This is a genomic window from Brachyspira hyodysenteriae ATCC 27164, assembly GCF_001676785.2.
GTDB lineage: Bacteria > Spirochaetota > Brachyspiria > Brachyspirales > Brachyspiraceae > Brachyspira > Brachyspira hyodysenteriae.
Genome location: NZ_CP015910.2, coordinates 946,303 through 968,860, shown reverse-complemented (window position 1 = coordinate 968,860; position 22,558 = coordinate 946,303). Strand labels below are relative to the sequence as shown.

Here is a 22,558-nt window from a genome sequence, read left to right as displayed (position 1 = left end):
ACTCCTTTTATTTTGCCCCTAATTTTATAAACTTACCTACAATAGAAAAGATTAAAAGCATGGCTAAATTCACCATAACAATGCATGCTCCTGTAGGATATTCAAGCTGAAAAGATACTATTATACCTATAAAAAAGCAGAACACAGATAATATAGCCGATGAAATTACAACACTTTTAAAAGTATTAAATATACGCATAGAAGTGAGTGCCGGAAATATTATCAAACTTGATATAAGCATAGCTCCCATCATTCTCATACCTAGTACTATAATCAAAGATGTTAGTATAGATATAAGCATATTATAAAATTCAGCATTTATTCCAACAGCACGGGCAAAATTCTCATCGAATGTTACTAAAAATATTTTATTATAGAAAAGAACATAAAGTACTATAACTACAATACTTACAGCAATACTTATATAAACATCGCTTTTGCTCATAGCAAGTATACTGCCAAACATATAATTACATACATCTGTATTTATTCCTGTCTTTACTGTAATGGCTATTATACCAACAGCTAAAGATACACTGGATATTAAAGCAATGGCAGCATCTCCTTTTATTTTGCTGTTTTCACTTAATCTTAAAAGCAGTATTGAAGCAATTGCAACTATAGGTATTGAAAGCTGAAGCGTAGAAAATCCAAACATCAAAGAAAGAGATAAAGCTCCAAATCCTACATTAGAAAGCCCAATACCAATCATAGAATATCTTTTTAAAACCAAATTAACACCCAAAAGTGCAGCACATAATGAAACTAATATTCCAACTATAACTGCCCTTACAATGAAGGTATATGAAAAAAGTTCCTGAATCAAAGCAATCATTTCATATCCTCCCCTGATATTCTTTTATATATATCCGTTTTTATATAATTCTCTGTACCTCCAAAGAAAAGCATATTTTTATTTAGATGAAGTATTTTATTAGAATATTTAACTGCATTCGATATATCATGCGAAACCATTATAATAGTTACTTCATCATTTAGTTTTTTTATTAAATTATATAAATCAACCGTAGCTATAGGGTCAAGTCCTGTAGAAGGCTCATCAAGTATCAATAATTCCTTTGTAGAACATAATGCCCTAGCTAATGCCACTCTCTGCTGCTGTCCTCCGGATAAATCTTTATATGACTTGTTTTTTAAATTTTCTATATTAAGTTTTTTCAAATTATCCAAAGTTATTTTTTTATCTTTAGAAGTGTAAAATGGAAGAAACTTTTTCTTATTCAATCTGCCTGAAATAACAACTTCAAACACGCTTGCAGGAAATGATTTTTGTACTATTCCCTGCTGTGGTAAATATCCTATTTCATTTTTCTTTATGCTGTTAAAAGATATGCTTCCTTTTTTAGGTTTTATTAGTCCAAGTATTGTTTTTATTAAAGTGGTTTTACCTGAGCCATTCTCACCTATTATAGAAAGATAATCTCCTTTATTCAAAGAAAAATTGATATTAGATAATACCTCATTACTGTCATAAAATACCGATAAATCTTTTATATTCAACATCAATTCAAACCCTTTTTCAAACTCTCCAAATTATCTCTCATAATAGATAAATATGTAATGCCTGAATTAAATTCTTCTTTGCTTACATTTTGTCCTGAATGAAGTTTCAATTTTGAAGCCCCTGTTTGTTCAATCAAAGTATTTGCTATTTTTTCATTACTCAATTCTATATAATAGAGATAAGGTATTTTATTATCTTTTATATAGTTAATTAAATATGCAATAGTTTTAGGGCTTGCATCCACCTGACTGCTGCATCCTGTAAAAGGTGCTCTATATTCCAATCCGTATTCCTCTGCTAAATATCTAAATGGAAATCTATCTCCGAATACTATATTTTTTCTTTTAGATGAGCCTACAGCATTTCTTATTTCTTCATCTAATGCTGTTAATTCCTGATTATATTTATCAGCATTTGACTTGTATATATCTGCATTATCAGCATCAATTTCTGATAATGCATTACATATTGCTGTAACCATTAATTGAGCATTTTTTGGAGAAGTCCATATATGTTCATCATAAATACCTTCATGAGTATGGCTTTCTCCAATATCATTTTCATGCTCATTATGATTAGCCTCTTCTTCATGATTATGATCTTCGTCATGTTCCATACCTTCTACAATCTCTTCATCTAATGCTTTTACATAATCTATAAGTCTTATTATCTTTTTACCATTAGTATCCATAGAAGACACGATCTTTTCAGCCCAAGCCTCACTTTCACCGCCTATATAAATAAATACATCAGCATTTTGTATATCTATTACATCAGCAGGTGTGGTATTGAATGAATGAATCTCTATACCAGGTTTTATTATCATTTGAAGATTAATATTATCTAAAGCTATATTTTTGGTAAAGTCATATATTGGAAATATTGTTGCTACAACATTTATTTTACCATTACTAGTTTTATTATTATTTTTATTAGCATCATTGCATGAAGTTATAGAAAATAATAATATAGTTAAAAAAATCAATATCTTTTTTTGCATTTAAAATCCTTTATATTTAAAAACTATAAAACTTATCAAATTCTTAAAATATAAAAAATTTAAAATCAATTTATCAGCTTGACCTTTAACTTTGTGGGATTATTATTTAAATAAAATATATATTTTCTTATTACAACAAAAAATATACATGAAATAGATAAATATATTATTACAGAATTATATATATTATAAAATCTTATTATCTTACTTACTGCTTTTACTATAGAAAATATTTCCATACAAGTTTCACAATGCTCATTTAAATGATGCACATGATGATGTGAGTGATGAAGTACATAAAATGCAGGAAAAACATATACAGATAGAATAAAAACAAGTAATATTAACACTAATCTCATAACATTTATATTATAATAAATAAAAAATAATTGTCAATTATGTTGTTCAATTAAAGATACATATTATAGTTCAATATATAAAACAGGACTGTCTATACCTGAAAATATAGGAATTTCTATTAAAAATGCATCTTTTAAATCATATACATTAACATCTTTTACTCCATCATAAGAAGAAAGATAGCATGAGCTTACAGTTGGTATATAAGATTTTGAAACTATTAGTTTCATTTTCATAGAACTATACATAGATTCATATTCTTTATATTCAGAAGTATTTTCAGAATATGTAAAAGGAGTAAATGTAAATCTATTTCCATCTCTTACAGGTAATAATGAATTATCATCTTCAGTTAAATAACTTTCTTTTACAATACCATTTATATAAAGACCTATTTCATTATCATTATTTATATACTTGAATTTAAAATTTCTAGGATAAGAAGTTTTAGCTTCATTTTCCATATCTCTCAATATTTCTTCATAATAATAATCCGGAACTCCATTTTCATATCCTTCTGAATATGCTGCTAATTCTATTAAAGATTTAGACACTGTAACTATTGCCACAACTGTGATATTTTCATTTTCATCTACAGTTACATACTGAGTACAATCTAAACAGCTTATAAAAAATAAAGAAATAATCAAAGAAAATATTAGTTTTTTCATAAAAAATCCTTAATTTTACTTTAGATATAATATCATAAAAATAATAAATGACAATATTATATTTTTTACTATTGATATTTATTTTATGATATATTAGAATCAAGTTCAATAGTATATTACAAATAATTTCGGAGTTATTATATATGTCAAAATTAATAGATAAAAAATTAATAGATTATATCAATGATGTTGATAGTTCTCTTCCTGCTCCAGGAGGCGGAAGTGTTATGGGGGCAGTAGGAAGTTTAGCTTGTGCATTGGCTGGTATGGTTGGACATCTTACAGTTAATAAAAAAAAGTTTTTGGAATTAAGTCAAGAGGAACAAGATAATTTTAATAATGCTATAGAAAATATAAGAATTATCAAAAATAAATTAATGGAAATAGTAGATAAAGATGCTGAAAGTTTTAATGCTTTTATGGAAGCTATGAAGCTGCCTAAAAATACAGATGAAGAAAAAGAAAAAAGAAAAACTGCTATATCTGAAGCTGCTAAAAAAGCTATAGATATTCCTTTCAGTGCTTTAAAATCTTGTTATGAATTAATGCCATTCTTTAAAACAGTAATTAAATATGGAAACAGTAATGTTGTTACAGATATTGCTTCAGCTTATGTTTTAGTGTTTGCATGCGCTAAAGGATCCGTACTTAATATTAACATAAATATCCCTCTTATAAATGATGATTCATTTTTAAATAATATAAAAATAAATACAAAAGAATATTTAAATACTATAGAAAATAATTTTTATAACATAGAAAAAGAAATATTATTATTTAGAATATAATAAAATAATAATATTTATTATGTTCTTTTTGTCTGAAATTATGTTATAAATGTAAGATTTTTTATACGAAATTCTAATTTTATTTTTTCATATTGATATTTTATTCATATTATGATAATCTTTCTAATACAACAAGGGTTTATAAAATATATATTGGAATAAAAATATATTAGATTATTTTATATTTCGATATAATGTATCTAAATTATTTTTTATATTTTAGCAAATATATTTTATTCTTTGACTATATTTTTATAATTTTATTCTTAAAAATCTCTTTATCCTTAATTGTTAGTTATATGTATTCTTTTAATAGGAGGTTCGAATGAGCATAACAACTAAGCATATGATATCCTTAAGTGAAGAGGAAAAGGAAAAAATCAAAGAATTTATTAAAAAGGAAGGAAAATCAAAAAGACTTATTTCTATAGCAAATATCATTTTGGCATTAGATGAAAAGAAAAATACAGGACTTACTCACACTGATATAGCTAAACAATATAATGTTACTTACCATACTGTTGTAAACATTATTAATGAATATGTTAAATCAGGATTAGATGAAACTCTAACATACAAGAGAAATCCTAACAGCAATAGAAAAAAGAAGCAGGCCAATTGAAATTGATGATATTTCTATGTGCGGGATAAATCATTTTCTGAAATTATTTTTAATAATCTCGCACATGAGAGTATGTCAGCATCTATATCTTTAAACATATATTCTACATTCTCATATACGTTACTTATCAAATTAATACCAAAATTAATACCTTTATCAATACTTCCTGTCATAGCTAAATCATCTGTAATAACAATGCCGTCAAATCCTAAATCTTCTTCTAAGATATCAGTATATTTTCTAGACATACTAGCCGTATTTTTATTATCTATATATTTATTTTTTATATGTGCTACTAAAACCATTTCTGCCCCTGCATCTATACCGCTTTTAAAAGGAATAAATTCATTTGATAACAATTCATTTGTAGTCTTATCAATATGAGGGAAATCATTATGAGAATTGACAGCAGTATCTCCATGACCTGGAAAATGTTTTAATACACTTATTATACCCGCATCTCTCTGAGCTTTCACAGTATTTGAAACCATTTCAGATACTATATTAATATTTGTAGAAAAACTTCTATTATATATATATGAATTGCTGTCATTAGGTATATCGCATAAAGGCCCTAATATCATATTAATACCTAGATCCAATAAAAACTTAGATTTTTGATAAGCTATATTATATGCATATTCATTACTATTTGAATCGCCTATATTTTTTGGAGATATATCCTTTAATTTATCAAATTTTATTCTATTAACTTCTCCTCCTTCCTGATCTATAGAAATTAACATATTTGGGTTAACATATTTTCTTAAATCTGATGTTAATTTTTTTAACTGTTTTTCATCTTTTATATTATAATCAAAAAGTATGACTCCCATTATATGATTATCTTTAAGAGTTTTAATTGTTTCCTCTGAAAGTACTTTATCCTTTATACCTACCATTAAAAGAAGTCCTCTTCTCTCTTTTTTGTCCATTTCAGCAACTTTATCTATATAATCAGATAAATCAGGATAATCTTTTTTTAATTCTGTTATATATACACGTTCTTCAATAACATTTGAAGCTGTTTTACATGCATAAATAAATAATAATATAAAAAACAAATACAATATAGTTTTTACAATTTTTTTATTAAATTTAATACTTTTGAACATACTTCCAGATCCGTATCTTTTAAATTATTTTCTATCATATTTTTAATATTTTTGTTTCTATAATAATTATAGGCAAAAACATTTATTCCATAACTAATTATATTTTTATTATCATTAATATAATCAGTCATTATAATGCCTTTAAATTTCATATTGTTAATAAGAAAATCTTTATATTTATCAGTATCTTTAATATGCGATATTACTATAATATCAGCATTAGCTTTTATTCCTGCCAAAAATGTTTCTCTATTATCCAATATATTTTCTACATTATCTATTTCTTTATCTATATATAACTCATCATCATAGTATTTTGGAAAATATTTTAATGCTGTTATAAGTCCTGCATCTTTTTGTGCCTTTACAGTTTGATATATAAGCCTTGAAGCAAGTATTTTATCATTTGTAAATATATTTTCTTTTAAATGTGATTTTTCATTACAATAGGTATTACATATAGGTGATAAAATCATATTAATACCTAATGACTTTAATTTTAATGCTCTATCATATGCTATTTTGTATGCATATTCTTCGCTCTTTCTCTCTCCTATATAACTAGGATATACTTTAAACTTCTGATTATAGGCTATATTATAAGTAGATTTATAATCCTGATCTAATGCTATAAATATTTTTCTATTAATACTCCTTTTAATATTTTTGATAATATTAGCAAGATCATCAATATCCAAATCATCAATATTTATTATAATTCCTGATATTTTAGTTGTATTTATTATGTTAATTAATTTAGTATCATAATTCTTTACAGAAATAATACTTAATACTTCTTTTGGATTATTAATATTATTTAAATCATTTTTTTTATTATCAATATTAATATGTGTAATAAATAAAAAAATTAATACAGAAAATAGTATTATAGTTATGATTATAATATACAACATTATTATTAATAATTATTTTAAGAATATTTATTATAGTTTTCTTTATTTATACATAAAAAATTTGTTAGCTGTTTATATCTAGCAAATGACTTTGCAAACATTCTGAAAACTTACTATACTCTAGCAATTTTTTATTTATATTATAGTTTTTATATTTATTATTTCACTTATGAAAAAACTTATCCCTTAATAACCCATGACATTATAGCAAATGTAATGAACTCACAAATTTTTTATTTCTTCTATACTCAATCCTGTATATTTAGAAATAGTATTAACATCTACTTTATCATTTTTCATATTTTTAGCTATTAATATTTGATTTTCTTTTATACCTTCTTCTCTTTCCCTTTTAAGCATTAAAGTTTGTCCATATAAAAATACATCTCTAGCATTATAAACTTCCATCTCTTCTTCACTTGATATAAATCTTTCATATTTATCTATTACTTTAGTCATAATCTCATTAATCTCCTTTAATTTTTATTTAACTTTATCTAAATCCTTTACTGTAAAAAATTCAATCCAAGATAATATTTTATTTCTTTTAATATCATCTAAATTTGAATTATTCAATATTTTTATAAATCTTGGTATTTCTATTATATGCATTTGAATAATATCCAATGATACATCATGATTTTGAATATCTATAAGCTTAAAACATCTATGAGCTTTGCCTTCATCTCCAAAGTCCATATTAAAATTTACAAAATTAATACTTATAACCTGACTAATAATATCATAGGATTCATTTTCATTTAATTCACTAACAATATTTTTTGAAATATAATAGTATATCCTTTTAACAAAATCTATATTTCCTGATAATTGTATTTCTATAATAATTTTTTTATTATCTTTAGTAATTGCTTTAACATCAAGAACCGACTCTTTTAAATTAATGTTTTCAGGCAGATTATGCGGATTAATTATTTCTAAATTATAAACTTCCTCAAAACCAGAATCTCTGAGAACACAATTAACTATATTTTCAAGTATATCTTCATTACCAATAGAGCCTAAAAGATAACGCACAAAGTAATCATTCATTCTGTTAATATTTCTCATAAAAAAAATTATAACAAAAAGAAAATAAAAGTAAATATTTATGATTTTATAAAAATTTTAATATTAAAATCAATCATATTATAAAAAATATAATATGTAAAAATTAATCCAAATACTTTATTATATTAAGAGCTATATATTCAGCATCTTCTTCCTTTAATGTGCTGTATAAAGGCAATGTTATCTGATTTTTATATAAATTAAATGCATTTTTATAATCATCAATATTATATCCTAAATCTATATAAGCCTTATGTGCAGGCAAAGGTAAATAATGAACATTCAATGTTATGCCAAATTCTGACATTTTATCTATAAGCAAATCTCTGTCATCTTCCTCAAAATCTTTTACTCTCATCAAATAAAGATGATAAGAAGATTCTGTTTCATTATTTTTAAAATTAGGGAGTATTATTCTGCTGTTTTTACTTAAAATATCATTATAAATACTTACAATTTTTTTTCTATGATTAAGCATTGAATCATATCTTCTAAGCTGAGATAATCCAATAGCAGCATGCAAATCGCTCATATTACATTTATAACCAGCTAATTCTATATTATATCTCCAAGCTCCTTTACCGCCTTTGTTTTTATCGAAAGCACTTTTATTTTGTCCATGTAAAGATAATACAGAAATTTCTTTATATATATCATCAGCATTTATATTGCCTATATCATTAAAAGATAATGCTCCGCCTTCTGAAGTTGTTATATTTTTTACAGCATGAAAAGAGAAAGAAGACATATCAGCCTGTGAACCTGTTCTTTTTCCTTTATAAATAGTACCTATTGAATGAGCAGCATCGAGTAAAAATAATGGTCTTTTTAATTCTTTTTGATATTTATTTTCTGATGCATTAAATAATTCTTTTTTGCTTTCTAAAATTTTTATAATAGCATCATAATCGCAAGGCATCCCACCAATGTCCACTGCAATAACAGCTTTGGTTTTATTAGTAATCGCTTTTTCAAGTCTTTCTAAATCTATATTAAAATCATCTTCTTTAGCATCTATAAATACCACTTTAGCACCCAAATGAACTACAACATTTGCAGTAGAAGCATAAGTATAAGCAGGTACTATTACTTCATCACCCTCACCTATTCCGAATATTTTCAATGCCAATTCCATAGCTGATGTAGCGCTGGACAATAACTTTACTCTTTTTACATCTATATATTTACAGAGCTCTTCTTCAAATTCTTTATTTACCGGTCCTGTTGTAATCCAGCCTGATTTTAATACATTAACTACAGCCTCTATTTCACTATCTGTTATATCCGGAGGTGAAAAAGGTATTTTCTTATTCATGCTTAATCCTTTATATTTAAAATATTATGTTTAGTTTACATAATTAAAACTTATGTTTACTAAATATATAACATATAAAAAATAAATCAATAAGAATTCATAATAAATTATTTGACAAAAAATCATCAAAGATATAATATCTATTGCTAATAAAAATTATTTTTTAAAAGCTCTGTAAAATAAACCTACAGATGCTCCAATTTTTATAATTGCCTTATAATATAAAAAAGTAGTGGTACTGATATTATGCTGAGTATAGAAAATTTAATAATTATAATAATAGGCTGTTCTATAGCCGGTTTCGTTGATGCTGCTGCGGGTGGCGGCGGACTTATAAGTTTGCCAGCATATTTAATAGCCGGTATTCCTCCTCATACTGCTTTGGCTACAAATAAATTTACATCTACTTCAGGAGCTATAGTTTCTGCATTTACATTCTTCAAAAATGGAAAACTTACTTCTAAATTAATAAAATTTTTAATACCTATGACAATATTAGGTTCTATTGTAGGTGTTCAAGTTATTGTACTTATAGATGCAAAAATATTACAGCCATTGATAATGATACTTATTTTGGCAGTCGGTATATATACTTTATTTTCAAAAACTTTCGGTACGGAAAATAAATTCGATGAAAATAATCTTAAAACTAAAAACTATATAATAGGAATGTTTTTTGCTTTTCTTTTAGGTTTTTATGATGCTGTATTCGGACCAGGTACAGGAAGTTTTTTAATAATGTTTTTTGTACTTTATTTCAAAATGGATTTTCTTCTTGCATCTGGTAATGCTAAGGCTTTGAATTTTACAAGCAATTTATGTTCATTAATAATATTTGCTATAGAGGGAAAAGTTAACTATATGGCTGGTATATTCGTTATACCTTTTATAATGACATCAACTTACTTCGGTGCTAAATTCGCTATAAAGAAAGGAATAAAAGTTATAAAACCAATATTCGTAACTATTTCCTTACTAACTACATTGAAAATATTAATAGATATAATTAGATAGAAAATATAGTATATACCTAAACAACTATATTTTGTCAGAAATAATTTTTTTAAATTTTAAATATCTGCAGGGCTTTGCCCACCGCTCTGCGTGCTTACGCAAGCACCCCAGTTCTTTTACCGAGTAGGTACCTTTCGGTATTGGTATAAAAGAACCTTATATCCTCGACAGGCTCGGATACGCTTCGCGAAGAACTGCATTTTTATAGGATATACCATATATTTAATAGGCATGTTTTTAATATAAAGTTCTAGCAATTGCGTTTTTTGCAACTTTTTTGTGCGACAAAAAAGTTGATAAAATTTACATAAAGTTCATCAGTTGACAAACTTAAAAATTTTTAGTATATACATAAACAACTATATTTTGTTAAAAATTATTTTATTATTTTTTTAAATATTTGCAGGGCTTTGCCCTTACGAAGTACACAGCGTGCAGCACCCCAGTTCTTTTGCGACTAAAAGGAGTACCTTTAGGTATGGTATTGCCACAAAGAAGCTTATATCCTCGACAGGCTCGGATACGCTTCGCGAAAGACTACATATAGGACTTTAATTTAATAGGTTATCTTACATATAAGACAATTTTAGTATTATTTAGTACTAATCTTATACCTTGCACTTTCGCGAAGCGTGCCTGCGGCAGCAACTTTGACGAAGTCCGCAGAGCGTGTACGGCGGGAAAAAGTTGAATAAAAAATGACAAACTTAAAAATTTTTAGTATGTAATAAGCATACATTTAATAATTATAAATTCTCTTTCAAAAGATTATAAAGCTTAATCATAACCTCAAAATTTTTTTAAGGAGTATATTTTTCTATCTATATATAAAGCAATTATATTATTATGTTCTTTTTATCTACTAAATATATTATTTATTAATAATAATGTAGATGATTTTTTCATTATATTTTGTATTTAAGCAATACAAAGCCACTAGGTATGTACTAGTATAATAATAAAAATAATGATTGACATTTTGTAGTTTTCATAATAAAGTAATTGACTATGCGGAGTGGGTAAACGCGGTATTTAAGTAACTAATACTGAGGAAAGTCCGTACCTCTAAAGGGCTTCATGCAAGCTAACGGCTTGAAGGCGAAAGCCTATGGAAAGTGCAGCAGAAAATATACCGCCAATTTGGTAAGGGTGAAAAGGCATGGTAAGAGCATACCGCATTTATGGCGACATGAATGGCAGTGTAAACCCCATGAGAGGCAAGAGCAAACAGAAACGGATTGCCCTTTTCCTATGTTTCAGGTGGCTCGCTAAAGCATTGTAGTGATATAATGCGTAGATAAATGTTTACCTTAAATGACAGAATACGGCTTATAGCTCCGCTTTTTATTATAATTTACACATCTATAAAATTAAAAATAATTAAATTATATTGTTATTTTTTTATTATGAATATATTATTTATGCATTATAAATAAAAATTGGTAAATAAATGGTAAGCATAATTATAACGACTAAAAACTCAGAAAATTTCATTGCTGATTGTATCAATGCAGTAAAAAACTCTAACTATAAAGACACAGAAGTAATATTGGTAGATAATAGCTCAACTGATAGAACTGTTGAAATAGCCAAAGAATTGGGAGCAAAAACTTTTATTAAAGGCCCTGAACGTTCTGCACAAAGAAATTATGGAGCTGAAATGTCAAGCGGCGAAATAATAGGATTTTTAGATGTTGATATGACTTTATCAGAAAATGTTATAACAGAATGCTTAGAAATTTTTGAAAATAATAAAGATGTTCAGGCTATTTATATACCAGAAAAAATTTATGGAAACAGTTTTTTTAACAGAGTAAGAAGTTTTGAACGTTCTTTTTATGATGCCACAGTAATAGATGCTGTAAGATTCTTTAGAAGAGAGGCATTCATAAAAATAGGCGGATTTGATTTAAACTTAAATGGCACAGAAGATTGGGATATAGACAGAAGAATAAAAGAAATAGGACAAGTTGACATAATAAAATCTCCATTATTTCATCATGAAAATCATACTCTAAAACAATATATAGTTAAAAAAAGTTATTATGCATCTAATTTTGATAACTATTTCAAAAAATGGGGACATGATGAAACAACTAAAAAACAATTTGGTATGTTCTACCGCTACTTTGGAGTATATATAGAAAAAGGAAAATGGAAAAAATTATTACTACACCCTATCTATTCAATATCAATGTACTTTTTAAGATTTTTAATAGGTGTAGTTTATATACTTTCAAAATTTAATATATCAAAAAAAGAAAATGTTTATAAAGATAATAAAAAATAAATTTAAAATTCTATTATGCCATTAAATAATTGTTTATCTCTCCATTTTATAAACTCATCAAAAGTTTTAATATCATATTTTAAAACAGCCTTATAATATTCTATTCCCATTATTTTTATATTGTCAGGAGTTTCATATTTTAATTTTAATATTATATTTCTTTTTTCTTCAGTAAGCATACTCATAATATCATCAGAAACTTTTTCAAAATATCCGTCATAATAAGAACCTTCTAATATATGAATAATATCAATCTGCCAAATTTCATTATTATCTATATCATTGCCTTGATAAAATAAATGCCATTCTATACAATGCTCATCCGTTTCTATTAGATTACTATATGTTACTTTTTGTATTTTATTATTAGATGCTATTTTTGATATCGCTGAAAAACTTTTTTCTATATTAAGAGTTGAACTATATACATGAAAATCAATATCCATATTTTTCATCAATAATCCCATTTTTAAAGAACCAACTAAATTAATTCTTGCTCCAATATTTTTAAAAGTTTTCTCAATATCAAGCTCTTTTATAATACTAAATGCTTTTTTCTGATTATTATTAGCAATTTCCATAATTTTATTAATATCATTATTCATAGTATAAACCTACAACTAAATAATAAAAATAAAAAAGAAATAGTCATCTAAAATAAAAGATAAACTATTTCTTTTTTAATTCTATAATTATAATATTTTAATTTTGTTTTATTTTGTTCTTGGTCCGAATTTAAATCCTAATTGTAATCCTATATCAAAACTAGAATAACTAACTTCATCAACTACTAAAACATTATTACCCAAGTTCCAATTAGGAAGACCTGTATTTATTGAATATAAATTAGGCTCTACTCCGAAATCATATCCAAGATATAAGCCTATATTAAATGCAAGTTTTTCTGTAAAGAAAATAGAATAATCAAAAGTAAATTTTATATAAGGAATAACACCTGTTTTAAAATTTCTTTTCATATAATCTGAATCTATTTTAGTATCATAAGTAAGTGAACCAACTTTTGCATGGTAGTTTCCAGCCATAGGAAATTTAATACCTCCTCCTATTCCTACAGCAAAATTAAAGAAATTAAATTTAGGAAGTATACCAAGTTGTATACTTTCAAAAGTATATGTCTCTGAAATATTTTTATCAAGTTTACTAACATAAGAATAAGTATCATGACTATATCCTACTTCACCAAGAACACTTAATCCTAAATTATCAGTAAACTTAAACATATAACCAAGCTGTGCAGTTACACCTATATCAAAACCAATTCCGCTATTTCTTCCAACTGTATTTCTTATTTCACCATTGAGCCAAACATCAGCATTTTCAGCTCTATCAGTTAAATCATAATCATAAATACCAACACTCATTCCAACAGGTACATTTAATATAAACTCAAATCCTCCATCAATAGCAAATGATGTAGATACCATAGCAGTAAACATTATAATAGAAAGTAATATTTTTCTCATAAGTTTTCATACTCCTTAATTTATTCTCTATGTTATAAACTTTAACATTTTAAATATTTTTTACAATATAAAAATAATAATTTATCTTAATTTTACAGATAAAATAATAATAATTCATATTAAAAACAATAAAAAAAATAAAATATGTTTTTGTTCAATTTGATTTATATAGTTATTTTACAATTTTAAATTTATAATGTAAAAAATTAACATAATATTAATTATATTCACTAATTTAAATAAGATGCAAAAAAGGAATAGCTTATTAATTAATAAACTATTCCCTATATAATTATTTTTTGTAAAACTTAATTAAGCTTTAGGTCCGAATTTTAATCCTAACTGTAAGCCTATATCAAAACTTGAGAAATTCATGTATTCAAATACGTATTTAGGCGCTAATTGTTCAGACATACTCATACCAAAATCATATCCTGCATAAAGTCCTACATTCATAGCTATATTATCAGTGAAGAATATTGAATAATCAAAAGTAGCTTTAATATATCCTATAACAGGAGTCTTAAAATTATCTTTTATATCTGATGAATTTGCTTTTACTGGAGATCCTGTTACATCTTTACCATCATATTTTGAATACAATTTTCCAGATAAAGGTATTTTAACTCCTCCACCTACACCTATAGCAAAAGCACCTATATTAAATTTAGGAAGAAGTCCAACCTGTATGCTTTCAAATGTAAAAGATTGAGTAAGTTTTTTATCGCTTGCATTTACAAAAGCATAAGAATCATGACTGTACCCTATTTCACCTAAAACACTAATTCCGAAACCTTCTTTTACTTGGAACATATAACCTAACTGAGCTGTTACACCAATATCAAAACCTACACCGCTATTTTGTTTTGCTTGTTTTTCAATTTCATTTTTAAAAGGTACATCTTTGAGTTTAAAATTGTGAAAACCTACACTTAATCCTATAGGTACATTAAGTATAGCCTCAAAACTGCTTGCAGCAAACGCTGATACGCTTAATACTGATGTCATCATCAATGTTAAAATAATTTTTTTAACGCTTCTCATAAAGAAACTCCTAATAATAATTTTTTATTTATAACAAATGAATATTAATATTCAATAAGTTATCATGAAAGTTTGAAATGAAAATAAACAAATGCTGCAAATATTTTAAAATAATATTCGCAGCACAAAAAGAAAAATATATTTTAATTAAAAGATATGATTCTAAATTAATTGATTTTAATGAAAAAATTTAATTGAATGAGGCATATTACGTCCTTGCAATTTTCTCATATACCATACTAGGTATTGAAGTATACAATATTTTTACATAAATGTCAATAAAATATATTATAAAAATTATATTATTCAATTATATTTACTACTTATTATATATACAATATATTTATGTTGTAATCCTTGACAATTTGAAATTTTATAGTATAAAGAATTAACATAATATTAATTATATTCATTAATTTAAGGAATACAGATGAAAAAAGGTAAAAAATCTGAAATAAAAAAATTAAGAGTGAAAAAGCATAAAAACCTTTTACTTGTAAAAAGCGACAGCGAAGAAGATAAAAAAAAATTAGAAATTATTAGAGATATACTCATAAATAAAGATGAAGATCAATCTAAATATGATTTGCATAATTACTTTTTGAATAATAAAGGAGAAGCTATATTCAAACATCTGCCTTTTTTTGATATATACGAAAGACATTTTTCTAAATATAGAGGCAAAGATATTAATATGATGGAAATCGGAGTTGGAAGCGGCGGTGCTGTAAAAATGTGGAGGGAATATTTTAGAAACAATAACCCTGAAGCCAATATCAATATATATGCAATAGATAGAAACCCTAAATGCAAACAATTTGAACAGGATAATATAAAAATATTCATAGGCTCTCAAGATGACAGAGAATTTTTAAAAGAAGTAAAAAGCCAAATTCCAAAACTAGATATTTTAATAGATGACGGCGGACATAGAATGAATCAGCAAATAACTACTTTTGAAGAGATGTATGAACATGTAAAAGATGATGGTATCTATTTATGCGAAGATGTTTATACTTCATATTGGCCTAATTTCGGAGGCGGTTATAAAAATCCTAATTCATACATAGAATATACAAAAAATTTAATAGACTCACTTAATGCTTATTGGGCTACCGAAGAAGATGATTTATATCCGAATGCTTTTACAGACAGCACATACTCTATTCATTATTATGACGGTATAGTAATAATAGAAAAAAGAAAAAGAGATACTAGATATAATGATATATGTCAGCAAGCTATCATAGGTAAAACTAAAGAATAATATACAATAATCACTTACCTTTTCTTTTTGCCAATATATAAGCAAAGCTGTCAAAATATTTCATAATACTTTCATCTGTATTATATTCATTATCTCCAAGCAAATAATCACATAAAACTTCTCTAAGTCTTGTAAACTCTTTTATACTATGTTTTTTATATTGGGCTAATATAGTCAAATCAATGAGCTCTAAAGCTCTATACGCAGCATTTTTAGAATATTCAAAATTATTTTTCTTTTTAAATTTTATTGCTCTGTAAACTTCACTTCCTATATTAGACATCTGTTCGGCAAGACTCAAAGTCTTCCATTTTCCATTTGCTAAATCTTTATGCATATAACTCATAAATACACCTATTACTTAATTATTAAATTATTTAATATTTCTATTATTTTATTTCTAATATTTTCATCTTCAACATATCTGCTTCTATTATTATCAGTAGGTTTTATATTAATCCAAGAATCAAACTCTATAAAATCTTCATCATCTAATTCAGGATAAATATTAATTCCCCATAAATCCTTCTGTAAAGAACCATTTTCTATTAGCAAAGACTCCAAATCACTATGAAGCTCAGCATCTAAAGCTAATTCATTTTTTTCTATATCAACAACACCTTTAACCATATCAGTAAAAAAATTTCCAAGCATATTCTTAATTTCTGAAACTTCAATACCTTCTTTTATAATTATCATAAAATATTAATACTCCATAAACATATTTAATTAACATAATATTAACGGAAATGTAATTTTTTTACAAAGGAATTTTAATTATCACATATATGTATGAATATTTTTTATAATTTATATTCCGATAATAAGTAATAGTTTTTATTATTGTTGTAAAAATAATAAAAAGTGAGCCGAAGCCAGCAAATAAATTTATTTATTTGCTCATTATAGGCGTAGGCGAACATAGCAATAATAAAAATATAAAAATTGTGAGCGTATGGCAAATTTATTTGCTATACTTTTTTGGCGAACAATTTTTATTAATAATAAAAGCTAAATATAAAAATTGTGAGCGTATGGCAAATTTATTTGCTATACTTTTTTGGCGAACAATTTTTATTAATAATAGTAAGAAAAAAATAATAAAAGAATTTTAGATTATTACGAAAATGGAAACGATATAATAATCATTTCTATATTAAAACAGGAGATAAAAAATGAGAGTTACTGAACAAGCCCAATTTAATAGAACAGTTAGTACAATAAAAAGAAACTATAATGAGATGGAAGCTTCTCAAACTAGATTATCTACTGGTCAAAGGGTACAGTACCCTCACCAGAATGTTACTTCAACTATTAATTCTATATATTATAAAACTAGAATGTCTTCAGTAGACAGATATCAAAGCAATATAGTTGATGGAAAAGAAAAATTAAGCGTAGCACATGATTCTATGTCTGCAATAACTGAAGCTTTGAATAGAGCTAGAGATTTAGCAATTCAAGGTGCAAACAGTACTTACGGAGCAGATGACAGAGCAAAAATGGCTATGGAAGTAGAAGAAATGATAGAGAGAATATACGATATATCCAAAACTCAAAGTAAAGGAGAGTATATATTCTCAGGAACAAGTATTAAAACAGCACCTTTCAGAGCACTTTACGGACATGATGAAAAAGCAGGACGTTCTATAGTAAAATCTGTTATATATGAAGGCGATGGAAATGCTCAGAACAGAGAAATAGAAAACGGACAAGTTATCAATGTGGCTACTCCTGGAAACTATGCTTTTTGGGGAACTGATATGGAAATAATATCTACAACTGATGCTTCAACTTATATTGCTGCTGAAGATCAGGATATTATGATAGATGATATGGTTGTAAATATTAAGCAAGGCGATAATATTGAAGCTATAGTTCAGAGAATAAATGATGCTAATGGAAATGTAAGTGCAAGTATAGGTGATTTGAGAGGCGGAGAAAAAGTTATACAATTAAAAACAGGCTCTCCTCATAAAATACTTTTACAAGATTTAGCCGGCGGTACAGTTTTACAGGATATAGGTTTAGTAAGAGCTGGTTCTGCTAATAACCCTGAAAATAACTATGAACCTAGTGCTTTAGTTACAGGAAAAAGCGTATTTGAAACTCTTATTTATTTAAGAGATGCTATGCTTAATGATGATGTAAGAGCTATAGGAAGCGAAGCTTTAGGTTATATAGATAGTTCTTTGGATAATGTTGCTACTGTTCAGGCTAATGCATCTTCTAAAGTAACAAGACTTGATATGGGTTATGCTAGCTTTGAAGATCAGAAATTAGCTATTGAAGAAGCTTTGGCTAAAAATGAAAATATTGACTATGCTGAAGAAATTGTTAATTTCAATATGTGGCAATATGCTCATAATGCTTCATTACAAACAGCCGGAAGATTATTAGGCAGAACTCTTATGGATTATTTAAGATAATATAAAAGATAGAAAATAAAAATGCTGACAATATAAAATATTATTAATTGTATAAAAGGAAATAATTATATGCCAGAAATAGAATCTAGGATACTAGGAAAAATAGAAGTTTCAGATGATTCATTATACCACTTAAATGGTACTATATTAGCATTTGAGGCCTATGATGAATTTTATCTTCTCAATATGGATGAGGAAGGAACTTTTAAAATACTTCAATCTAAAGATGATAAAAATGTATGCTTCATACTTATAGATCCATTTTTGATATTTAAAAATTATGAACCTGATGTACATGATGATGATATAAAATATTTAGGTATAGAAAATAATGAAGATTTATACCTGCTTACTATTGTCAGCATTCCTAATAGTGATTTCAAATCTATGAGTGCTAATTTAGTGGCACCTGTAGTTTTTAATATCAAAAATCATAAGGCAAAACAATGTACTGTTTCAGGTGATAAATACACAACCAGACATTCAATTCTTTTAGAAGATAATGATTCTTCAGAAAATAGTAATACAGAAGAAAGGAGTTCATAACAATGCTTGTACTTTCTAGGAAAATCAATCAAAGCATAGTAATAGGAGATAATATAGAAATAATGCTCGTAGATATACGAGGCGATCAAATAAAACTTGGAATTAATGCTCCTAAAAATGTGAAAATATTCAGAAAAGAAGTTTATGAAGAAATAGAAAGCCAAAACTTAGAGGCCTCAAAAGAAGCTACTGCTGATAAATTGAATATTTTAAGTAATTTTGTTAAAAATAAATTTGGTAAAAAACAATAATTAAATAATCTTATTTTTTCTTAAAACTATTCTAAAATCAATTAATTATATTTTTGAAATCAGAATAAATAATATCAGTTTACTAATCAGCTTGTAAATGGATTAATCAAACTTCTATTTTTTATTAAATTAATAGGAGTTAAAATTATATATGATATTAAAAAATTGAATAATGATATTATGGCTGAAAATATTAATAACATATTGTACATATCCAAAATTCTATTAAAGAAATGATTGATAAAAATAGGAATATCCAATTTGAAAAATATTTTCATTATGATAAACAATGTATTTAATATTAATGACAAAGCAAATATAACTATTATTCCTTTTGAAGCATGTGAAATATCAGCAGGACTTAACTCCATATGAGAAGCTATTGCTATAGAGAAATACAAAAATATCCAAAAAGTAATATTTTTAAAAGAAGAATACTCTATAACATTTTTTATTATATTTATAAAAATATTATAAGTATATACAAATATATTTGATATTGTATAGTAAAATATTGAAAGTATATCTGAGTTAAATACTTGTTTATATTTAATGACAGGTATTTCAAATACATTATTTTTTAATTCAGGAGCTAATAATATAAATAGTAAATAAACTATCAAAGTTCCAATAATAATCGGCCCTACCCCTATAAAAAAATTACCCATTTGTTGATACCAGCTTCTTGAATCATAACTATGAAGCACATAACCTATAGTATCTGATTTCGTATTAAATAACTTTATATCATTAATTTTATGTCTGAATAATAAGCAGAATAAAGCATGTGAAAGTTCATGTATAGGAGTACCAATCCACCCTGTAATATAAACCTCAGTCTTAGAACCTAATGTTTTAGCAAATATTCTTCTAGTAATAGATGAAAGAACATACAAAATAAATCCAAATATTATAATACTTCCGAATGATCTAAATAAATCTATTATAGTTTTAGATAGTATTATAACTATAAAATAAAAAAAATCTTTTATCATTTTTAATTCCGTATGTAAATTTATCGGAAGAAAATACCTTTTAATTTACTTTTAAGACAATAGAAAATATGTACAAAATATGCACTTGAAATAATAGTGTTTCTGCTATAAACTATTAGAGCAATTAAATTATACAAAATACTATTACATTATTAAATAATATCTGTTTTGTAATATAATTATTAATAATAAGTGGAGAAAAAATGAAAAAAATAATATTCCTGATGCTCTTAATATTAAATTCTTTTGCTTTTGCTATAGATGATATAGTAGATAAAGATAATATGCATAATTTAATAGAAGGTGTAACATCAACAAGATTCGGATCTGATAGAATTAGTACTATATATGATTTTGCTCCGCTTATGAACCATAATACACCTTTTAAATTAGGGGTATCAATATTAGACTTATCACATATAGTTGATAATACTCATACAAATAATGATGGTAAAAGAAAATTAGCTTTTTTGCCTAAAGGCTTTGTAGGATTAAGCTACGGAATATTTGGATTCGGATATCAATTCAGTTTATATAATGATCTTAGTGGTAAAAATATGCCTGTTGCTCATAGCCATTCATTTTCTTTTGGTTTAGCCACAGAAAAATACAGACTTTCTTTACCTTTCTCGTTTTATCTTGGAGATCAAAGCTACTATGGCGGAAAATTAGCATTTAGTACCACACCTAAATTTTCTTTTATGTTTAGAGGTGGATTATTAGATGAATTTACTATGTCGCTTCATTATGGAATACAGCTTTCAACCGTTACAAATAATGTGGGCGGAACTTCTATAGCACCTATGGTAATAGGAGGTTCTTTATATGGAAGTGTGATGCTTACAAGATTTGATAATTATCCAATACAAATAAGTCTTCCTGTAAAATTGGCTTTCTATTATGGTATAGGAGCAAGATTTGCTACTATAGATGCAGGATATGCTGAAGATGCTTTGATTAATTATTTATATGATGATGAAGGCGGAAGATCTACTGATAGTATGTATTTCTATGTATTATTACCAGCCAAATTTGAGGCTAAATTGGGAGCAATTTATACATATATAATGCCTAGACTTATGTTTGAAGGACAGATATACAAAGTAGATGGAGAATATAATTTACATTATGGTGTAGAAGGAGAACTTCAAATTACTTTAATAGAAAATCTAACATTTGGTTTGACGGGATATGCTGAAGGTCAGGGAATAATGAGAAAAAGTGCTAACTTTGAAATAAATAATGCATTCGGCGGAGGATTAGATATTTGGGGAATTTGGAGATACTAATATTATAAAAATTAAATAATTAATTAAATAAAGCAATGCAAAAATAAAATGCATTGCTTTTTTAATATACCATAAAAATTATACGCACTTCTTATAAATTATTCTTTTTAATTTTATAAATATAAAACTAGCTTAATTACAAATATCTTATCAACTTTATATTTTACAATTTTATTTTAATATAAACAAAAAATTTCTTGAATTTATTGGATAATTTATTATATTATTAATATATGCTTGTGATAATTAATTACAAGATACAACTTATTCATCACATAAAAAAATAAATTTATTTATGATGAAAAAGGAGGTCTATTATGACTAAATTATTCAACATATTAAATAATGAATGTACTTTTTTAAATGATGAAGACTATAGGCTATTAATAAGTGAATATTATGAAATAATGATGAAATATATAGACGAATAACATTTGTTTCTCTTTAAAGCCTATGCATTTATAGCATAGGCTTTTTTATTATTCTTATTTATCTATATCAAATCATTTATTAAAAAGCATATAAAAAAGTTCTTGCCTTTATATACTAATTTATTATATTATTAGTA

At 25.7% G+C, this 22,558-nt stretch carries 22 protein-coding genes, 1 other RNA gene and 1 pseudogene; 10 read left to right on the top strand and 14 right to left on the bottom strand.

Annotated features, from left to right (window positions below; all coding sequences use genetic code 11):
- Nucleotides 1-7: 7 nt before the first annotated feature.
- From BHYOB78_RS04405 to BHYOB78_RS04390, 4 genes are all read right to left on the bottom strand, one after another.
- A complete protein-coding gene (locus BHYOB78_RS04405) occupies nt 8-835 on the bottom strand; it encodes a metal ABC transporter permease (RefSeq protein WP_012669598.1) in 828 nt (275 codons plus the stop codon).
- Nucleotides 832-1,524 (bottom strand): metal ABC transporter ATP-binding protein, encoded by a 693-nt coding sequence (locus BHYOB78_RS04400; RefSeq protein ID WP_020064076.1) that lies wholly within the window; start codon nt 1,522-1,524, stop codon nt 832-834. Before BHYOB78_RS04400 ends, BHYOB78_RS04405 begins: the two co-directional genes overlap by 4 nt.
- On the bottom strand, nt 1,524-2,525 hold the full coding sequence (locus BHYOB78_RS04395) for a metal ABC transporter substrate-binding protein (RefSeq protein ID WP_020064077.1): 1,002 nt from the start codon (nt 2,523-2,525) through the stop codon (nt 1,524-1,526). The genes BHYOB78_RS04400 and BHYOB78_RS04395 overlap by 1 nt, the downstream gene beginning before the upstream one ends.
- A gap of 422 nt (nt 2,526-2,947) precedes the next feature.
- On the bottom strand, nt 2,948-3,556 hold the full coding sequence (locus BHYOB78_RS04390; RefSeq protein WP_020064079.1) for a hypothetical protein: 609 nt from the start codon (nt 3,554-3,556) through the stop codon (nt 2,948-2,950).
- A 143-nt stretch (nt 3,557-3,699) separates the two neighbouring features.
- On the opposite strand from BHYOB78_RS04390, the gene BHYOB78_RS04385 reads away from it, so the two are divergent.
- Entirely contained in the window at nt 3,700-4,344 is a 645-nt protein-coding gene (locus BHYOB78_RS04385; protein ID WP_020064080.1) for a cyclodeaminase/cyclohydrolase family protein, read from the top strand.
- 325 nt (nt 4,345-4,669) lie between these two features.
- On the top strand, nt 4,670-4,966 hold the full coding sequence (locus BHYOB78_RS04380) for a helix-turn-helix domain-containing protein (RefSeq protein ID WP_020064081.1): 297 nt from the start codon (nt 4,670-4,672) through the stop codon (nt 4,964-4,966).
- A 14-nt stretch (nt 4,967-4,980) separates the two neighbouring features.
- On the opposite strand, the gene BHYOB78_RS04375 is transcribed toward BHYOB78_RS04380, so the two are convergent.
- The 4 genes and pseudogenes from BHYOB78_RS04375 to BHYOB78_RS04360 all read right to left on the bottom strand — a co-directional run bounded on the left by BHYOB78_RS04375 (nt 4,981) and on the right by BHYOB78_RS04360 (nt 9,381).
- Complete coding sequence (locus BHYOB78_RS04375) at nt 4,981-6,081, bottom strand: glycoside hydrolase family 3 N-terminal domain-containing protein (RefSeq protein WP_020064082.1); 1,101 nt, start codon at nt 6,079-6,081, stop codon at nt 4,981-4,983.
- Entirely contained in the window at nt 6,045-6,995 is a 951-nt protein-coding gene (locus tag BHYOB78_RS04370; RefSeq protein ID WP_020064083.1) for a glycoside hydrolase family 3 N-terminal domain-containing protein, read from the bottom strand. Before BHYOB78_RS04370 ends, BHYOB78_RS04375 begins: the two co-directional genes overlap by 37 nt.
- A gap of 222 nt (nt 6,996-7,217) precedes the next feature.
- A pseudogene (locus BHYOB78_RS04365) lies at nt 7,218-8,066 on the bottom strand (Rpn family recombination-promoting nuclease/putative transposase).
- Nucleotides 8,067-8,169: 103 nt separating this feature from the next.
- Nucleotides 8,170-9,381 (bottom strand): DegT/DnrJ/EryC1/StrS family aminotransferase, encoded by a 1,212-nt coding sequence (locus BHYOB78_RS04360; RefSeq protein WP_020064084.1) that lies wholly within the window; start codon nt 9,379-9,381, stop codon nt 8,170-8,172.
- 246 nt (nt 9,382-9,627) lie between these two features.
- Between BHYOB78_RS04360 and BHYOB78_RS04355 the strand changes: the two genes are divergently transcribed.
- The 3 genes from BHYOB78_RS04355 to BHYOB78_RS04345 all read left to right on the top strand — a co-directional run bounded on the left by BHYOB78_RS04355 (nt 9,628) and on the right by BHYOB78_RS04345 (nt 12,685).
- Nucleotides 9,628-10,395, top strand: coding sequence for a sulfite exporter TauE/SafE family protein (locus BHYOB78_RS04355; RefSeq protein ID WP_020064085.1), 768 nt, complete (start codon nt 9,628-9,630; stop codon nt 10,393-10,395).
- A 1,007-nt stretch (nt 10,396-11,402) separates the two neighbouring features.
- Nucleotides 11,403-11,743: RNase P RNA component class A (rnpB, locus tag BHYOB78_RS04350), an RNA gene on the top strand.
- A 102-nt stretch (nt 11,744-11,845) separates the two neighbouring features.
- Nucleotides 11,846-12,685, top strand: coding sequence for a glycosyltransferase family 2 protein (locus BHYOB78_RS04345; RefSeq protein ID WP_012669587.1), 840 nt, complete (start codon nt 11,846-11,848; stop codon nt 12,683-12,685).
- A gap of 2 nt (nt 12,686-12,687) precedes the next feature.
- Here the strand turns inward: BHYOB78_RS04345 and BHYOB78_RS04340 are convergent, their stop codons facing one another.
- The 3 genes from BHYOB78_RS04340 to BHYOB78_RS04330 form a co-directional block, all read right to left on the bottom strand.
- Nucleotides 12,688-13,290, bottom strand: coding sequence for a hypothetical protein (locus BHYOB78_RS04340; RefSeq protein ID WP_020064087.1), 603 nt, complete (start codon nt 13,288-13,290; stop codon nt 12,688-12,690).
- Between the two features lie 108 nt (nt 13,291-13,398).
- Nucleotides 13,399-14,169 carry a DUF5723 family protein gene (locus BHYOB78_RS04335; RefSeq protein ID WP_020064088.1) on the bottom strand — a complete coding sequence of 257 codons (771 nt, stop codon included), beginning with the start codon at nt 14,167-14,169 and terminating at the stop codon, nt 13,399-13,401.
- 312 nt (nt 14,170-14,481) lie between these two features.
- Nucleotides 14,482-15,213 (bottom strand): DUF2715 domain-containing protein, encoded by a 732-nt coding sequence (locus BHYOB78_RS04330; RefSeq protein WP_020064089.1) that lies wholly within the window; start codon nt 15,211-15,213, stop codon nt 14,482-14,484.
- 430 nt (nt 15,214-15,643) lie between these two features.
- On the opposite strand from BHYOB78_RS04330, the gene BHYOB78_RS04325 reads away from it, so the two are divergent.
- Entirely contained in the window at nt 15,644-16,480 is an 837-nt protein-coding gene (locus tag BHYOB78_RS04325) for a class I SAM-dependent methyltransferase (protein ID WP_012669581.1), read from the top strand.
- A gap of 10 nt (nt 16,481-16,490) precedes the next feature.
- Here the strand turns inward: BHYOB78_RS04325 and BHYOB78_RS04320 are convergent, their stop codons facing one another.
- The gene (locus tag BHYOB78_RS04320) at nt 16,491-16,826 is read right to left on the bottom strand and encodes a hypothetical protein (RefSeq protein WP_020064090.1); all 336 of its coding nucleotides are present in this window, start codon (nt 16,824-16,826) and stop codon (nt 16,491-16,493) included.
- A gap of 11 nt (nt 16,827-16,837) precedes the next feature.
- Nucleotides 16,838-17,179, bottom strand: coding sequence for a DUF5674 family protein (locus BHYOB78_RS04315; RefSeq protein WP_012669579.1), 342 nt, complete (start codon nt 17,177-17,179; stop codon nt 16,838-16,840).
- Nucleotides 17,180-17,655: 476 nt separating this feature from the next.
- Between BHYOB78_RS04315 and BHYOB78_RS04310 the strand changes: the two genes are divergently transcribed.
- The 3 genes from BHYOB78_RS04310 (at nt 17,656) to csrA (ending at nt 19,706) form a co-directional block, all read left to right on the top strand.
- Complete coding sequence (locus BHYOB78_RS04310; protein WP_012669577.1) at nt 17,656-18,909, top strand: flagellar hook-associated protein 3; 1,254 nt, start codon at nt 17,656-17,658, stop codon at nt 18,907-18,909.
- A gap of 69 nt (nt 18,910-18,978) precedes the next feature.
- Complete coding sequence (fliW, locus tag BHYOB78_RS04305; RefSeq protein WP_012669576.1) at nt 18,979-19,455, top strand: flagellar assembly protein FliW; 477 nt, start codon at nt 18,979-18,981, stop codon at nt 19,453-19,455.
- A gap of 2 nt (nt 19,456-19,457) precedes the next feature.
- Nucleotides 19,458-19,706 carry a carbon storage regulator CsrA gene (gene csrA / locus BHYOB78_RS04300; RefSeq protein ID WP_008727916.1) on the top strand — a complete coding sequence of 83 codons (249 nt, stop codon included), beginning with the start codon at nt 19,458-19,460 and terminating at the stop codon, nt 19,704-19,706.
- An 86-nt stretch (nt 19,707-19,792) separates the two neighbouring features.
- On the opposite strand, the gene BHYOB78_RS04295 is transcribed toward csrA, so the two are convergent.
- On the bottom strand, nt 19,793-20,701 hold the full coding sequence (locus tag BHYOB78_RS04295) for a hypothetical protein (RefSeq protein ID WP_020064091.1): 909 nt from the start codon (nt 20,699-20,701) through the stop codon (nt 19,793-19,795).
- Nucleotides 20,702-20,904: 203 nt separating this feature from the next.
- Between BHYOB78_RS04295 and BHYOB78_RS04290 the strand changes: the two genes are divergently transcribed.
- On the top strand, nt 20,905-21,990 hold the full coding sequence (locus BHYOB78_RS04290) for a hypothetical protein (RefSeq protein WP_012669574.1): 1,086 nt from the start codon (nt 20,905-20,907) through the stop codon (nt 21,988-21,990).
- Nucleotides 21,991-22,558 lie beyond the last annotated feature (568 nt).

Bases quoted from the DNA above. Each gene is read 5' to 3' on its own strand.
- BHYOB78_RS04340 (WP_020064087.1), bottom strand. From the start codon at position 13,290: ATGAATAATGATATTAATAAAATTATGGAAATTGCTAATAATAATCAG.
- BHYOB78_RS04320 (WP_020064090.1), bottom strand. From the start codon at position 16,826: ATGAGTTATATGCATAAAGATTTAGCAAATGGAAAATGGAAGACTTTG.
- BHYOB78_RS04310 (WP_012669577.1), top strand. From the start codon at position 17,656: ATGAGAGTTACTGAACAAGCCCAATTTAATAGAACAGTTAGTACAATA.
- BHYOB78_RS04375 (WP_020064082.1), bottom strand. From the start codon at position 6,081: ATGTTCAAAAGTATTAAATTTAATAAAAAAATTGTAAAAACTATATTG.
- csrA (WP_008727916.1), top strand. From the start codon at position 19,458: ATGCTTGTACTTTCTAGGAAAATCAATCAAAGCATAGTAATAGGAGAT.
- BHYOB78_RS04405 (WP_012669598.1), bottom strand. From the start codon at position 835: ATGATTGCTTTGATTCAGGAACTTTTTTCATATACCTTCATTGTAAGG.
- BHYOB78_RS04400 (WP_020064076.1), bottom strand. From the start codon at position 1,524: ATGTTGAATATAAAAGATTTATCGGTATTTTATGACAGTAATGAGGTA.
- BHYOB78_RS04360 (WP_020064084.1), bottom strand. From the start codon at position 9,381: ATGAATAAGAAAATACCTTTTTCACCTCCGGATATAACAGATAGTGAA.
- BHYOB78_RS04315 (WP_012669579.1), bottom strand. From the start codon at position 17,179: ATGATAATTATAAAAGAAGGTATTGAAGTTTCAGAAATTAAGAATATG.
- BHYOB78_RS04345 (WP_012669587.1), top strand. From the start codon at position 11,846: ATGGTAAGCATAATTATAACGACTAAAAACTCAGAAAATTTCATTGCT.
- BHYOB78_RS04370 (WP_020064083.1), bottom strand. From the start codon at position 6,995: ATGTTGTATATTATAATCATAACTATAATACTATTTTCTGTATTAATT.
- BHYOB78_RS04380 (WP_020064081.1), top strand. From the start codon at position 4,670: ATGAGCATAACAACTAAGCATATGATATCCTTAAGTGAAGAGGAAAAG.
- BHYOB78_RS04325 (WP_012669581.1), top strand. From the start codon at position 15,644: ATGAAAAAAGGTAAAAAATCTGAAATAAAAAAATTAAGAGTGAAAAAG.
- BHYOB78_RS04390 (WP_020064079.1), bottom strand. From the start codon at position 3,556: ATGAAAAAACTAATATTTTCTTTGATTATTTCTTTATTTTTTATAAGC.
- fliW (WP_012669576.1), top strand. From the start codon at position 18,979: ATGCCAGAAATAGAATCTAGGATACTAGGAAAAATAGAAGTTTCAGAT.
- BHYOB78_RS04335 (WP_020064088.1), bottom strand. From the start codon at position 14,169: ATGAGAAAAATATTACTTTCTATTATAATGTTTACTGCTATGGTATCT.
- BHYOB78_RS04395 (WP_020064077.1), bottom strand. From the start codon at position 2,525: ATGCAAAAAAAGATATTGATTTTTTTAACTATATTATTATTTTCTATA.
- BHYOB78_RS04295 (WP_020064091.1), bottom strand. From the start codon at position 20,701: ATGATAAAAGATTTTTTTTATTTTATAGTTATAATACTATCTAAAACT.
- BHYOB78_RS04355 (WP_020064085.1), top strand. From the start codon at position 9,628: ATGCTGAGTATAGAAAATTTAATAATTATAATAATAGGCTGTTCTATA.
- BHYOB78_RS04385 (WP_020064080.1), top strand. From the start codon at position 3,700: ATGTCAAAATTAATAGATAAAAAATTAATAGATTATATCAATGATGTT.
- BHYOB78_RS04290 (WP_012669574.1), top strand. From the start codon at position 20,905: ATGAAAAAAATAATATTCCTGATGCTCTTAATATTAAATTCTTTTGCT.
- BHYOB78_RS04330 (WP_020064089.1), bottom strand. From the start codon at position 15,213: ATGAGAAGCGTTAAAAAAATTATTTTAACATTGATGATGACATCAGTA.